The sequence below is a fragment of the Pseudoxanthomonas sp. GM95 genome (assembly GCF_900109775.1).
GTDB lineage: Bacteria > Pseudomonadota > Gammaproteobacteria > Xanthomonadales > Xanthomonadaceae > Pseudoxanthomonas_A.
Map to the genome: position 1 here is coordinate 892,631 of NZ_FOAX01000002.1, position 12,663 is coordinate 905,293.

12 protein-coding genes are annotated in these 12,663 nt (G+C 67.5%); 4 read left to right on the top strand and 8 right to left on the bottom strand.

Annotated features, from left to right (window positions below; all coding sequences use genetic code 11):
• Window positions 1–73 precede the first annotated feature (73 nt).
• The 4 genes from ruvX to BMZ17_RS12005 all read left to right on the top strand — a co-directional run bounded on the left by ruvX (window position 74) and on the right by BMZ17_RS12005 (window position 4,310).
• A complete protein-coding gene (gene ruvX / locus BMZ17_RS11990; protein WP_093138797.1) occupies window positions 74–523 on the top strand; it encodes a Holliday junction resolvase RuvX in 450 nt (149 codons plus the stop codon).
• Window positions 524–637: 114 nt separating this feature from the next.
• The gene (locus BMZ17_RS11995; protein WP_093138798.1) at window positions 638–1,579 is read left to right on the top strand and encodes an aspartate carbamoyltransferase catalytic subunit; all 942 of its coding nucleotides are present in this window, start codon (window positions 638–640) and stop codon (window positions 1,577–1,579) included.
• Between the two features lie 204 nt (window positions 1,580–1,783).
• On the top strand, window positions 1,784–2,269 hold the full coding sequence (locus BMZ17_RS21150) for a hypothetical protein (protein ID WP_175485565.1): 486 nt from the start codon (window positions 1,784–1,786) through the stop codon (window positions 2,267–2,269).
• A gap of 40 nt (window positions 2,270–2,309) precedes the next feature.
• A complete protein-coding gene (locus BMZ17_RS12005; protein WP_093138800.1) occupies window positions 2,310–4,310 on the top strand; it encodes a M1 family metallopeptidase in 2,001 nt (666 codons plus the stop codon).
• Between the two features lie 169 nt (window positions 4,311–4,479).
• On the opposite strand, the gene BMZ17_RS12010 is transcribed toward BMZ17_RS12005, so the two are convergent.
• The 8 genes from BMZ17_RS12010 to BMZ17_RS12040 all read right to left on the bottom strand — a co-directional run bounded on the left by BMZ17_RS12010 (window position 4,480) and on the right by BMZ17_RS12040 (window position 12,642).
• Entirely contained in the window at window positions 4,480–6,591 is a 2,112-nt protein-coding gene (locus BMZ17_RS12010) for an alpha/beta hydrolase domain-containing protein (protein ID WP_093138801.1), read from the bottom strand.
• 92 nt (window positions 6,592–6,683) lie between these two features.
• Window positions 6,684–7,343, bottom strand: a complete 660-nt coding sequence (locus BMZ17_RS12015) for a hypothetical protein (protein WP_093138802.1) — start codon at window positions 7,341–7,343, stop codon at window positions 6,684–6,686.
• A 157-nt stretch (window positions 7,344–7,500) separates the two neighbouring features.
• The gene (locus BMZ17_RS12020; RefSeq protein ID WP_093138803.1) at window positions 7,501–8,424 is read right to left on the bottom strand and encodes a family 43 glycosylhydrolase; all 924 of its coding nucleotides are present in this window, start codon (window positions 8,422–8,424) and stop codon (window positions 7,501–7,503) included.
• Window positions 8,425–8,757: 333 nt separating this feature from the next.
• Window positions 8,758–8,928 (bottom strand): hypothetical protein, encoded by a 171-nt coding sequence (locus tag BMZ17_RS21155; RefSeq protein WP_175485566.1) that lies wholly within the window; start codon window positions 8,926–8,928, stop codon window positions 8,758–8,760.
• A 115-nt stretch (window positions 8,929–9,043) separates the two neighbouring features.
• On the bottom strand, window positions 9,044–9,931 hold the full coding sequence (yghX, locus tag BMZ17_RS12025) for a YghX family hydrolase (protein WP_093138804.1): 888 nt from the start codon (window positions 9,929–9,931) through the stop codon (window positions 9,044–9,046).
• Window positions 9,932–10,131: 200 nt separating this feature from the next.
• Window positions 10,132–10,350 carry a hypothetical protein gene (locus BMZ17_RS12030; protein WP_093138805.1) on the bottom strand — a complete coding sequence of 73 codons (219 nt, stop codon included), beginning with the start codon at window positions 10,348–10,350 and terminating at the stop codon, window positions 10,132–10,134.
• 9 nt (window positions 10,351–10,359) lie between these two features.
• On the bottom strand, window positions 10,360–11,694 hold the full coding sequence (locus BMZ17_RS12035; protein WP_093138806.1) for a peptidoglycan-binding domain-containing protein: 1,335 nt from the start codon (window positions 11,692–11,694) through the stop codon (window positions 10,360–10,362).
• A 36-nt stretch (window positions 11,695–11,730) separates the two neighbouring features.
• Window positions 11,731–12,642: a hypothetical protein gene (locus BMZ17_RS12040; RefSeq protein WP_139202906.1), complete on the bottom strand. Its 912-nt coding sequence runs from the start codon at window positions 12,640–12,642 to the stop codon at window positions 11,731–11,733.
• Window positions 12,643–12,663: the final 21 nt, after the last annotated feature.

Sequence of the window (12,663 nt, forward strand, 5' to 3'; positions counted from 1 at the left end):
TCTTCCTCGCCCGCGCCTGGCGCCGTCCGCAGACGGCGCATCCCCGTCTTTTCCCACTGCCCGGAGCCCGGTCATGAAGCTGGACGGCACCGTGCTGGGCTTCGACGTGGGCTCGCGCCGGATCGGCGTGGCGGTGGGCAGTGCCTTCGGCACCGGCGCGCGCGCGCTGGCCGTGGTCGACGTCCACCCCAGCGGCCCGGACTGGGCCGCGCTGGACAAGCTGCGCGCCGAATGGCGCCCCGACGGCCTGGTGGTCGGCGATCCGCTGACCCTGGACGGCGGCGACCAGCCGATCCGCAAGCGCGCCCAGGCTTTCGCGCGCGAGCTGCGCCTGCGCTACAAGCTGCCGGTGGTGCTGGTGGACGAGCGCTCCAGTTCGGTCGAGGCCGCGCAGCGCTTCGCCGTGGACCGCGCCCAGGGCCGCAAGAAAAAGCGAGATGCTGCCGCGCTGGATGCGGTCGCCGCGGCGGTCATCGTCGAACGCTGGCTGGCCGCGCCGCAGGACGCCACGCATGTCGAGTGAGGCTTTGCAGGCCAGCCAGATTGGTCGGCCACGACACGACGCCACGCACCTTCTTCCTTCTTTCGCGCACGGCCCGTCCCGGGACGTCGCCCGTCGCCACACCACGAGCACCCCATGACCCAACTGGATTCCGATGGCCGCCTGCTGCACCTGCTGACGCTGGATGGCCTGCCCAAAGAGACGCTGTGCCGCATCCTCGACCGCGCCGGCGCGATCCGCGATACCGCGCTGGGCCGCACCCAGAAGCGCGACACGCTGGTTGGCCGCACCGTATGCACGCTGTTCTTCGAGCCCTCCACGCGCACCCGCAGCTCGTTCCAGATCGCCGCCCAGCGCCTGGGCGCGGACGTGGTGAATTTCGATGCGTCGACCTCGTCGGCCCGCAAGGGCGAGACCGCGCTGGACACCCTGCGCAACCTGGAAGCGATGGGCGTGCGTGGTTTCGTGGTGCGCCACCCGGACGACGGCGCCGCCGAAATGCTGGCCCGCCACGCGCACGAAGGCACCACGGTGATCAACGCCGGCGACGGCCGTTCTTCGCATCCCACGCAGGGCCTGCTGGACGTGCTGTCGATCCGCCAGGCCAAGGGCCCGGACTTCTCCAAGCTCAAGATCGTGATGGTTGGCGACATCAAGCACTCGCGCGTGGCCCGCTCGGACCTGCAGGCGCTGCGTACGCTGGGCGCCACCGATGTCACGCTCTGCGCCCCCGACAACCTGCTGCCGGAAGCTGATGTCAGCGCCGGCTGCCAGACCACCGGCGATTTCGACGCCGCGCTCAAGGGCGCCGACGTGCTGATGATGCTGCGCCTGCAGCGCGAGCGCATGGAAGAAGGCCTGGTCACTTCGCTGGAGGATTACCACCGCGACTACGGCCTGACGGCCGCGCGCCTTAAGCAGGCCGCCACGGGTGCTGTAGTGCTGCATCCGGGGCCGATCAACCGCGGTGTCGAGATCACCGACGAAGTGGCCGATGGGCCGCAGTCGCTGGTATTGCGCCAGGTGGGCAATGGCGTGGCGATCCGGATGGCGGTGTTGGAGACGTTGCTCGGCTGAGTTCTCCGCCGCGTTCACGCGGCGACTTTGATTTTGGAGCAGAGCTTTCGCGGCGCTTCGCGCCACGACCTACTTTCTTTGCTTGTGCAAAGAAAGGTAGGCAAAGAAACACACTCCGGGCGGCACGCCCGCTACGCGGGTTCGCTACGGGGCGAGGGATTTTTGGATGGGACATCTTGTCCCTTCCAAAAACGATGCACATCCATGTGCATCGCCCTGCGGGTCTTGGCCTCGCCCCTTCGCCGTGCCTCACGGAGATCTGAAAGCACAAGCAAGAGCAGCACCTCGCGCGGTGCCGCTTTTGCGTTTGCTCTGCTCTTGATCTTCAGCGCCTTCAAAGCGAGCCGAGCACCGCAGGCGGAAACGGCCGAAGAGGCGCGGGTGTTTGAGCGCAGCGAGTTCCCGCGCCGTGCCGTTTCCGGCGAGGAGCACAGGGCACCGCCGCATCGCGGCGGCGGGTGTCAGGCGCTGCCGGTTTTGCTTCCTTTTGCCAAGACAAAAGGAAGGCGTGCGGCGAAGCCGCGCGAAAGCTCTGCACTTGCTCTACACAGCACATATAGCCATCAGAAGATGCAACTGAAACCATTCAGTGGTGACCAGCTGCAGCTGCCAAAGATCAGAACCCGCACAACAGAAAACAAGCGACCCTCTAGCCCAAAAGGCCCATGCGCTGACGATCCTGCAAGGTAGGATTCAGATTCCCCTTCGTCGCATCGGAATCCCTGCGCCCATGAACCCGTCCCATCGCCGCGGCCTGCGCGGCTTGGCCTTGTTGTTGTCATCGCTGGCCTGCGCGGCCATTGCCGCGCCCGCGGCCTCGCCCACCAAGCCGCAGGATGCGGGCTTCAATCCGATCGAGTTCTTCGCGCCGCTGCAGTTGCCGCAGCCGGCCAATGCGCTCCGCGGCGGTGCGGGCAAGCCCGGCCCGCTGTTCTGGCAGAACAGCGCCGACTACGACCTGCACGCCACCATCGACCCGGCCACGCACACGCTCACTGGCGAGGCGACGATCAGTTACACCAACCACAGCCCCGATGCGCTGGACGTGCTGTGGCTGCAGCTGGACCAGAACATCTACCGCGCCGATTCGCGCGCGGCGTCGGCGCGTTCGCCGCGTCCGGGCCGCACGCCGCAGTACGGCGATGGCATGAGCATCGCCAGCGTGGAAGTGGAGCAGGGCGGCAAGCGCAGCAAGGTCGATTACCTGGTGGACGACACGCGCATGCGCGTGGATCTGCCTACTGCGCTCAAGGCCGGCGACGGCAGCCTCAAGCTGCATATCAACTACCGCTACACCGTGCCCGGCACCTGGGGCGGACGCACCGCGATCACGCCCACCAAGAATGGCGACATCTACGAGATCGCCCAGTGGTATCCGCGCATGGCCGTCTACGACGACCTGCGTGGCTGGGACACGCAGCCTTACCTGGGCTCGGAGTTCTACCTGGAATACGGCGACTTCGACTACGCGGTGACCGTGCCGTGGGATTACATCGTCGCCGGCTCCGGCGGGCTGACCAATGGCGATGAGGTGCTCACCGCGACCCAGCGCAGCCGCTTGAAGGACGCCGCGGCCAGCGACAAGACGGTGATGATCCGCGCGCCGGCCGAAGTCACCGATCCGGCCTCGCGCCCCAGTCGTAGCGGCACCAAGACCTGGCGCTTCCACATGGACCACACCCGCGACGTGGCGTTTGCCGCCTCGCCGGCGTTCGTGTGGGATGCGGCGCGCATCAACCTGCCGGGCGGCAAGCATTCGCTGGCCATGTCGGTGTATCCGGAAGAAGGTGTCACCAACTGGGTGCGCTCGACCGAGTACGTCAAGGGCGCGATCGAGCATTTTTCCAGCAAATGGTACGCCTACCCGTGGCCGGCAGCGGTCAACCTGGGCGGCCACGGCGCGGGCATGGAGTATCCGGGCATCGTGTTCGACGGCTATGACGACAAGGACGACAAGCTGTTCTGGATCACCGCGCATGAGCTGGGCCACGGCTGGTTCCCGATGATCGTCGGCTCCAACGAGCGCCGCCATGCGTTCATGGATGAAGGCTTCAACACCTTCATCGACGTCTACGCCTCGGACGCATTCAACCACGGCGAATACGCGCCCAAGCGCGATGGCGAATACGCGCCCAAGGGCGGCAATCCGGTCGATGAGATCCTGCCCGTGCTGGCCGATGCCGATGCGCCGACGCTGATGCACATCGCCGACGGCACCAGCGAGAAGTACCGCCATCCGGTGACCTACTTCAAAGGCGCGCTGGGCCTGGTGCTACTGCGCGAGCAGATCCTGGGGCCTGAGCGTTTCGATCCCGCGTTCCGCAAGTACATCGCCACCTGGGCGTACAAGCATCCGGACCCGTCGGACTTCTTCCGCTTCATGGAAAGCGAATCCGGTGAGGACCTGTCGTGGTGGTGGCGCGGCTGGTACTTCAACAACTGGCAGCTGGACATGGGCATCACCGGCGCACGCTACGTCGATGACAGCCACACCGCCATTTCGGTGGCGCTGGCCAGCCGGCAGAAGCTGGTGATGCCGGCGACGCTGCGCATCGACTACACCGACGGCAGCCATGAGGATCGCCGTATCCCGGTCGAAGCATGGATCCAGCGCAGCGCCCCGGAAGTCGGCATCGCCGTGACCAAGCCGGTGGCCAAGGTCACCCTGGACCCGGACCACAAGCTGCCCGACGCCGATCGCAGCAACAACACGGCCAGCATCGGCGGTTGATTCACCCGATCTGGCTTTAAAAAAAGGCGGGTGCCGCGAGGCATCCGCCTTTTTCTTTTGCCTTCGTCAGCGCAAATGTGGGAGCCGCTTCAGCGGCGACAGGGCTTGTCGACAAAGCCCTTCGCCGCTGAAGCGGCTCCCACGGACGCGCAGCTCCCGCATGGCGTGCCTAGGGCAACACCTTCCGAGCCTTCGCCTCATTGACCAACCGCTCCGCATCGCGCGGCAGCAGCAGGCGTTGCGCGACGAGTTTGTCGGCGGCCTTGCGCACGGCGGCGACGTATCCGGCCTGCATGCCGTACAGCGATTCCAGCGAGGGGCGCGTATCGCCGGCGGCCTTGCGCGCGGCTTCGGTGGCGTGGAAAGGGATGAAACTGCCTGCGAGCGTGGACAGGTCGACGATGCCCGGACGGGCGACGTAGTCGAATTCCAGACTCGTGCCCAGCGGCGCAAGCGCCTCGACGCTGTGCACGCCGGCGATGCCGATGCCGGTTTTCGGATCGACCTGCGGCACGCGCGGCGCGTAGAGGCGGCCGGTGTCGCGCGGCGGCAGCACCGTGGCGATGCCGGACTCGTCCTTTGCGTTGTACTGCGGGCCGAAGTCGAGCCGCGTCATCCGGTTCACGCGGGCCAGGTAGTTGAACGCGGGGATCGGCGTGGGCGTGCCGTCCACCGGCCACGACACGCCGCGCATCACGGGAAACTTGACGGCCTTGGGCGCGACCAGCGTGCCGTCGGTGATGCGCGGGGCGCGGCTGTCCGGTGGCGGCGTGCCCTTGACCACCCAGTCTTCCAGCGCGATCCACAGGGCGCGGAAGGTGTCGTTGAACTGCACCACGGTGCCGCGCGGATAGACGTCCTGCTTCGGGTCCCAGTGGATGCTCTCGGTGCCGCCCGGGCCGCCGTGCTGGGCACCGGCGTAGTAGTAAATGCGCGCATCAGCCGGCTGCTTGAGGTCGCGCGCGCCGCTGGCATCGCTGAGCACCGGCGCACCCTGCAGCTGCCAGAACTCGGTGCCGGACAGGCCGAGGAAAAACTTCGGACAGGTCTGCGTGGCCGTGCAGCGCGCCATCAGTCCGCCGCGTTCGCCGGTGAGCCCGTCCACGTAGTCCGGCGCCAGCGCACGCGGCCCCATCTGGCCGAAAGCGGTGCGATCGGCACGCAGTCCCCCTGCGCTGCCGGGTACGGCGAAGCGCGCGTTGATATTGGTCAGGCGCGCGGCGACCTGCGCGTAGATGCCGTCGAACACCTTGCTGCCGTCGCGCGCCTGATTGAAGCCCAGGTGCATGAAGGTCTTCATCAGGTTGCCCGACTGCGAGGTGCCTTCGGCCAGCGCGTAATGGATGTGGCCGGCCAGCGGATTGGTGCGGCCATCGCTGTCCTGCGCGTCGTGGCGGAAGAAGCTGACCACGTCGCGCAGCGCCGCCAGCCCGACGCCCATGACCTTGGGATCCTTGGCGACGTAAACCACTTCGTAGAGATACTGCGGATCGAAGCCTGCGCGCAGGCAGACGCTGGCCGGGTCTGGTGTGCCGGGGAAGGGATGCTCGGCATCGCACCTGGCGAAGGCCCAGTCCTGCGCGGCGATCGACTGGCGCGCATCGCTCTCGTTGACGCGGCGGGTGAGCGAATACCCCGGCTGGGCGGTGTCCAGGCTGGCCGGCGCATACGGCAGCATCGAGGCGTTGAAGGTGCCGCCGGGCAGCGACATCGACGGCGTGGGCTGGTTGGGCACCAGCTCGGCGCGATACGGCCCGGTGATCGACGAACCATCGGCGTTGTGCGCCAGCGGCACGCTCAGGGTGAGCCGCTGTGGCGAGGACTTGGGGACGTCGCCTTGCCAGGCCGCGTACAGCAGCACGGTGCCGCGTTCGAAATACACCGCATCGCCCGGCGTCCTGGCCGGATCGATCCAGGTCAGGATGCTGCCGCGGTTGGGCGCGTCGTAGCGCAGCACGCCGCTGGCCTTGGACATGTCCTTGGGCTTGAGCAGGACGAATTCGGAGGCGTAGTCCAGCATCCCGCGCGCGTTGCGGTCGGCCAGCTGCAGGTCCTGGATGATCGCGTTGTGCGGATCGGCCGGATCGACCTCGCCATGGATCACGCCGGTCAGCTTCTCGTAACCGCCGACGTTGCCCCAGTCGCCGGGCACGTCTTCGCGCGACGTGATCTCCAGGGTGATGCGCGGTGCGTCGGGCGCGTCCTGCGCGGCGCGTGCCTGCGGCAGGGCCGCGATCCAAAAAGTGGCCAGGAGCCAGGCGCTACGTCCGGTGCGTTTCATCGATGCTTTCCCTCCCAGGAACGTGCCGATGACGGGGACACCGGCGTGGGAAAGCTTAGCAATGCGGGGTAATGCGCTCGTGCAGGACGCGCTCAGCCCTTGGCGCAAACCCGTTCGGCGAACATGCCGCTGGCGAAGTAGGCCAGCAGTTCGGCATGGGGATGGTCGGGCAACACGTGCTGGACCGCATCGCGCGCGGCCGCGGCCAGCAGGTCGGCTTCAGCGGTGCTGACTGCTTCCATCGCATCCCAGAGCGCGGCCTGTTGCTCATCGATGGCGTGTGCGGCGGTCCACAGCGCGGCGTGTTGCTCGTTGCTCAGGCCGGTCATCGGCGTGGCGGCGTGCGGATCGGGCAGCGCATCGCTCAGGTCCAGCGCGTACTGCAGGCTGCGCAGCGCGATCGCGGCCAGCGCTTCGTCGCGCCATGGCGCCACGGGTGTGGCAGGCGCCTGTGGCGGCACCAGCGGCTCGCCGGCGATCAAGGCATCGCGCACCGCATCGGGCTTGTGCTGGCTGGCCAGCACCGGGCGCAGGCCCATGCGCGCGGCCTGGGTCAGCGTGGCGCGCTGGTCGGCAGGTAGCGCGGCCAGCGAGCCGAGCAGGCTGGCCAGGTAATGATCTGCAAGCTGCGCCGCGCGGCGCAGGCGCTCGGACGATGCAGGCGCTGCGGCGCCTGATTCCAGCGGCAGCAGTGGTTGGGCCTGCCAAAGGCATTGCGCGTAACGGACCACGCACTGGGCAAGGTGCTTCATGGACTTCCGGAAAGACGGCGCAGGCCAAGACGGCCCGCAAAGTGGGGCGCGAATTCTAGTCCGTCCCCGCGCCGGCTGCGCGTCAAGCGTTGGCCCGCGGTACAGGCGCGACGTTCAACCCCGATGACAGCAGGCGATGCGGCGCGGCGTTTCCCGGTCAGGGCTTCACTTGGACGATGTCGCCTTCGTCGGTGTAGGTCAGCGGCGCGATCGCGATCGAGCGCTTGTGGTCGCCGCTGCCGGGCAGCAGGGCGTCGTGGTAGAACAGGTACGACTTGCCATCGTGCTCGATGATCGCCTGGTGGTTGGTGGAAATGGCCAGGTAATCCAGGATCACCCCGCGATAGCGGAATGGCCCGGTCGGCGTACGGGATGTTGCATACACGATCTGCCCAGGCCAGCCGGTGGAAAAGCTGAAGTAGTAGGTGCTGCCGCGCTTGTGCAGGAACGGCGCCTCCCCGTATTGCTTCTTCGGATCGTCCTTGGGGAAGCCTTCGATCACGATGTCCTGGATCGGGCCTTCCAGGTGGATCATGTCCCTGGCCAGCCGCACCATCTTGGGCACGCGCGTGCCGAAGACCAGATACGCCTGGCCATCGTCGTCGACCAGGACCTGCGGGTCGATCGGCTCGGCGCCGGCGTTGGCATCGCGCGCCTTGTCTACCAGCGCATCGCTCCGTGCATCGTGGAACGGGCCAGCCGGATCGTCGGCCACCGCGACGCCGATCTTGTCGCCGCCGATGGGCGCATAGAAGTAGTACCGGCCGTTGCGCGCGACGGCGTCGGGCGCCCAGGCCTTGGCATCGGGCCGGGCCCACTTGAAAACGCTCACATCCAGCGGCGCGCCGGCGTCGCGCCACTGCTGCAGGTCCGGCGAGGTATACAGCCGCCAGCTGGTGGAATCCCAGTAGGTGCCGCTGTTGGACGCGTCATCGGTGGCGTACAGGTAGAAGCCACCACCGCGTGCGGTCGCGAAATAGTGCGGCGAGGGATCGGCATTGAAACGCTGCGCGATCGGCTGCGCGGCCCGGGCCGGCAGCGCGCTCGCGCACAGGCCCAACAACAGCAACACCGACTTCATTCGACATAGCTCCTGGCAACCACCGCACCATCAGGCGCGGCAGGAGGAAATGGAAGGAAAGGCGAGGCAAGGCGTCCGGTGGCATGCAACCGGGCCATGGTTTGTAAGACGCGCAGACACGATGAGTCAAGCGCGGCATCGATGACATCGATGCCGTTGGCGCTGCTGACGGCATCGCGATGACGCAGGGCGCTGGACAGGCCGCTGGATAGCCGCACCGGGCCATTGATCCGGCGCGCGTCGGATCGGGACGATGGCCTGCTCAGGGGCAGGGCGCATCACACCAGGCCTGCGCCGGAGGGGCAGGCCTGGCGGTCATGGCGTTGGGAAAAATCAGCCGCTCTTGCGTGGGAACGTGGTCCCGAGTTTTTCGATTTGGCCGCCGGCGCGTTCGAACGCGTCCAGCTTGTCCTGTAGCACTTCGTGAGCGGTGCGCTTGTCTTCGCGGGGGCGCTTGAACAGCGAGTCGGGGGGCATGGCCTTGGTGCTGCGCAGTGTCGTCATGGGCGTCTCGTGCGGGTGCCCTGCATCTATACAACGTCGCGGTGTCGCAGGTGTGAAAACCCTGCACATCGGCCGGCCAGGTGGCGCGCCGGGTCCGCCGGCCGGCGCCATCCGCTCAGGCCAGGTACTTCCCGAACCAGGCCAGCGTGCGCTCCCAGGCCAGCTTGGCGGCGGCCTCGTCGTAGCGCGGCGTCGAATCGTTGTGGAAGCCGTGGTTGGTGCCGGGGTAGATATGGGCCTCGTAGACCTTCTTGTTGGCCTTCAGTGCGGCCTCGTAGGCCGGCCAGCCGGCGTCGATGCGTTCATCCTTTTCCGCGTAGTGGATCAACAGCGGCGCCTTGATCGCCGGCACTTCCTCCGCGCGCGGCTGGCGCCCGTAGAACGGCACCGCCGCGGCCAGTTCCGGATACGCCACCGCCGCGGCATTGGCCACGCCGCCGCCGTAGCAGAAGCCGGTGATGCCGATCTTCTTGGTCGTGCGCGCATCGGCCAGCAGGAACTCGATGGCGGCGAAGAAATCGTTCATCAGCTTTTCCGGATCGACCTTGGCCTGCAGCTCGCGGCCCTTGTCGTCGTTGCCCGGATAGCCGCCGACCGAACTCAGTCCATCCGGCGCCAGCGCGATGTAGCCGGCTTTGGCCACGCGCCGGGCGACGTCTTCGATGTAGGGATTGAGCCCGCGGTTTTCGTGTACCACCACCACCGCAGGCAGTGGACCGGTGGCCTTGACCGGGCGCACCAGATAGCCGCGCACCTGGCCGTGGCCCTTGGGCGCGGGATAGGTGATGTACTCGGCCACGATGTCCGGATCGGTGAACTCCACCTGCGTGGCCATTGCGTAGTTGGGGCTCAGCGATGCCAGGATCGCCGTGGCCGACAGCCCGGCCACCGCGAACGCCGCCGCGCCATCCAGGAACTGCCGCCGGCTGATCTTGCCGTGCACGTAACCGTCGTACAGCTCCAGCAGCTCGGGGGCGAAATCCTTGGCGGTCAGGCGGGTCATGGCGGGCTCCTGCGGGAAGGGGAAGCCCGACCATAGCAAGTGCCCGTGTTGCGACGGGCGAAGCGGGACTCAACCAGCGTTGCTGGCCGCGCATCGCATGCAGATCGCGGTGTACACCGATCAGGCGCCAGCGGCTTCACTGCGCGGCACGCCAAGGAGGGCACGCCGCACACCCACCGGGAATTCGCCAAGGCGAAGGGTCAACGCGTCTGGCGCAGATACACCCAGCGCCACGCCATCGGCACGGTGACGACGCTGATCAGGCCCAGGAAGCGTTCCATGCACACCAGCTGTCCGGAAAGCCCGCCCATGCGGGTGCCATGAAAGCCGATCGTGAGCGATGACAGCAGCGAGCCCAGGAACACGATGGTGGCGTTCCTGTAGCGCGGGGCGTTGAATTTGTTCTGAATGTCTTTCATCGGTCGATGTCAGCGCGCGACGGCCTGTGCCTGCGTCTGGGTTTGCGCCGGCTCCTGCGGGAACTGCTGGTTGAAGCTGGCCAGCTGCTGGGTGCTGGTTTCCACGCTCTGGCCGGCGGCCTGGGCACGATCGACGTAGACGCGATGGGCGGCCGGATCGCCTTGCTTGCCTTCCATCGCAAAGATTCCGGCGCCATCGGCACGCGCGGCGACGCTGTCGATCTGCTTCATGCCGCCGACCTTGCTCTCGAAGGCGAGCTGGCCCGCGGCGTTGGACAGCGCCTTTTCATCGGCGAACAGCGGCGGCTGTCCGGCCTGGCGCCGGCCGCTGTCCAGTTCCTTGAGCTTGTCCAGCGCCTGGCCGTAAAGCGCGTGGTCGGGATGGGCCGGGTCGGCGAGGGTGCCGGCCTTGGGCGCCAACGCGGGCTCGGCTGTCGCGGCGCTGGGCTTGGGCGCCGCGTGCTCGCGCGTGGCGGCGTCGAGCGCTTCAAATGTCTTCGGCCCGGCCTTGCCGTCCACCTTCAATGCGTGGTCGCGCTGGAACTGTTGTACCGCGTGCAGCGTGTTGTCGCCGAAATCGCGGTCCGGCGCCAGCGGCTTGCCATCGGCGCCGGTGTAGCCCAGCGCGGAAAGCTTCTCCTGCAGGGTCTTGACCGGCTCGCCTTTCTCGCCGTGCTTGAGCACGCCGTCGGCCATCGGGTCGGCCGATGCCGCCGGCCTGGCCGAGGCGGTGCGCGCATCGGCGCCGGTCTGCGTTGGCGTGTGGTTGAGAGTGATGCGGTCGTTGAGAATGTCGCCCAGATAGCGCTTGTACTGCGCCGGTTCCAGTTCGATATGCGCGTGCACCGCGCCGCGGCTGCCGGCGTCGGATTGGCGGATCAGCGGCGCGCCATACGGAATGAAATCGCCGTCCTTGTACGGCGAAGTGCCCTTGGCGCCATGCAGCACCTGGCCAACCAGCTCGCGGTTGGGATCGCCCTTGGGCGCGCTCCACAGGCTGATGGTGTTGGTGCCGTCGTTGCGGAATTCCGCGTAGCCGGCGACCGGGTTGGGGATCATCAGGTTGCGGCTGCCCGCGTCGTTGGACAGGATCAGGTCCTTGCTGACCAGCGGAATCCCGTTGCGGTCGCCGCGCGTGCGGATCGCCTCCAGCTCACCCTCGACGAAGCCCGCCGCGCGATCCACTGCGGCGGCATTGCCGGTACGCACCGCGTTGGCGTTGGTGTTGGGGTGGTGGATCTTGAGGTCGTGGAAGGCCTGCTCGCCGGTCTGGCCGTGGCGGAGTTCCCGATTGCTGTTGCCGTTTCCGTACGGTTCCACGATGTGGATGCGATCGCTGGGCATGCGCTGCTCCTCCTTAAGTCGATGGGTGTTGCGGGTTTACGGTGCGGTCTGCTCCGGGCTGCCGATGAAACGCCAGCAGCTTGCGTCCTTGCGGAACAGGTAATGGATGGCTTCGACGTTCTCCGGAAACGACACTTGCATGGCATCGCTGCCTTGCGTGGCGATGACCGGCTCGATCGGGCCCTGATTCGTGCCGGCGCTGTCGACCAGCTGGAACTTGCCATCGGCATAGCCCAGCGCGAAGCCGCTGTAGCGCGCCTGCGGCACCAGCACCTGGCGCGGGGATTCGTCGGATTCCTCGTCTTCCACCACGCGCGTGACCTGCAGCAGCGGTGCGCTCCATGCGGCGCGCTGGGCCGGGCTGGCCGCGGCGAAGGCCTGCAGGAAGGCGTTGAAATCGGTGGCGGGGCAGGCCGCCGGTGCGGCCGCTGCAACGGCATCCGGCAAAGGCACGGCATTGAAGGCGACCAGCGTGCCCAGCTGCACCGCGCCGGGGCTCTGGGTGTCGGACAGCTCCAGGTTCAAGGCCTGCGGCTGGCCGGGCTTGGCCAGCTGGATCTGGCAGGTGGACTTGCCGGCATCGCAGCTGTGCAGCTCGGGCAGGTTGCGGCAGGCATTGGCCATCGCATCGCCCAGGCTTGCGACGCAGGCCTGGCGGTCTTCCAGCGGCAGCCAGCCGTCGGCGACCAGGGTGGCCTGCAGTTCGTCATGGGACATGCCGGCCTTCAGCGTGGACAGCACGGCGGGCGCGGGCACAGCTTGTGCGGGTGGCGTCGCCGGTGCGAGCGAGGCTGCGGGCGCGGCGTTCTGTGTAGCAGGAGCGGTCTCGGGCTTGCAGGCGGCCAGCGGCAGCAGCGATGCGAGCAGCGCGACCCGCCATACGCGCGTTGTGAGCGCGCAAACGGGCTGGGCGACACGCGTTGAAGGGAGGCCAGAATCCTTGGACATCGTCTCTTCCTGATGGGCGGG